The 1,198-nt window shown below is 47.0% G+C and carries 1 protein-coding gene; it reads left to right on the top strand.

Translation table 11 applies throughout. The features are described from left to right. Window positions 1-44: 44 nt before the first annotated feature. Window positions 45-1,198 (top strand): IS30 family transposase (locus tag HX773_RS25205; protein WP_176973780.1); only part of this gene is annotated, 1,154 nt, incomplete at its 3' end.

A 1,198-nucleotide genomic window follows, 5' to 3' on the forward strand; every position in this document is an offset into this window, starting at 1 on the left:
CGGGTCGACGCAACGCTATCCTTAAACAAGGGGGGGACGTTGCCATGAAACGAAGAACGCGCATTTACTACACGCCAGAACAGAAAGCGATTATCTGGGACAGGTATAAGCAAGGTGATTCCCTGCATGATATCGCCAGAATGTTCGACAGATATCACTCTTCTGTTATGCCCACTATTCACCAAACTGGTGGTTATCGCCCTCCTGTCAGAAAGCGACACCGGCTGGCTCTTTCACTTGATGAAAGAGAGGAAATATCCAGAGGGCTGGTAGCAAAAAGTAGCATCAGGGACATCGCTGACAAATTATCAAGAGCCCCTTCAACTGTTAGCCGCGAGATCAAAAGGCATGGAGGTGCAAAACATTACCGAGCTGCAAAAGCTGATAAGGGCGCGTGGGACAGTGCCCTGAGGCCAAAACCTTGCAAGCTAATTGGATGCCCCGCATTGTGTAAAATCATTGCAGAGAAGATGTATCAGGACTGGTCGCCGGAACAAATCGCCGGTTGGCTTAAACGCTGTTATCCGGATAATCAGGAAATGCAGGTGTCACACGAAACGATTTATAAAACGCTTTTTATACAAACCCGGGGAGCTTTAAAAAAAGAGCTGCAGCAGTGCCTAAGAAGCGGAAGAGTAGTACGTAAATCCAGAACGACATCACTTAAAGGAAAGGGATTAGGCTCAATTCCGGATGCAATACCCATCAGCGAAAGGCCATCTGATGTTGCAGACAGAGCCATACCAGGTCACTGGGAGGGAGACCTGATACAGGGCTCTAAAAACTCATATATTGTCACGATGGTAGAACGCCATTCCCGCTTTGTTATGCTTGCCAAAATCAGTGATAACAAGACAGCCACAGTCATATCCGCACTAATCAAACAAGCCCGGCAGCTGCCTGTTGAACTGTATAAAACATTAACCTGGGATCGAGGGGCGGAAATGACTAATCACACCCTTTTTACTGTAGCGACAGAAATTGAGGTCTATTTTTGTGATCCTCAATCTCCCTGGCAACGCGGCTCCAATGAAAATACGAACAGATTGCTTAGGCAGTATTTTCCAAAAGGAACTGACTTATCGGTTCACAGCCAGCAAAGACTAAACAGTGTTGCCAGGCAGCTCAACGAGAGGCCAAGAAAAACGCTAGACTATGAATCACCCGCAGAGCGTTTTAACCAATGTGTTGCATCCAT

Source organism: Pantoea sp. B9002 (genome assembly GCF_013385945.1).
Taxonomy (GTDB): domain Bacteria; phylum Pseudomonadota; class Gammaproteobacteria; order Enterobacterales; family Enterobacteriaceae; genus Pantoea.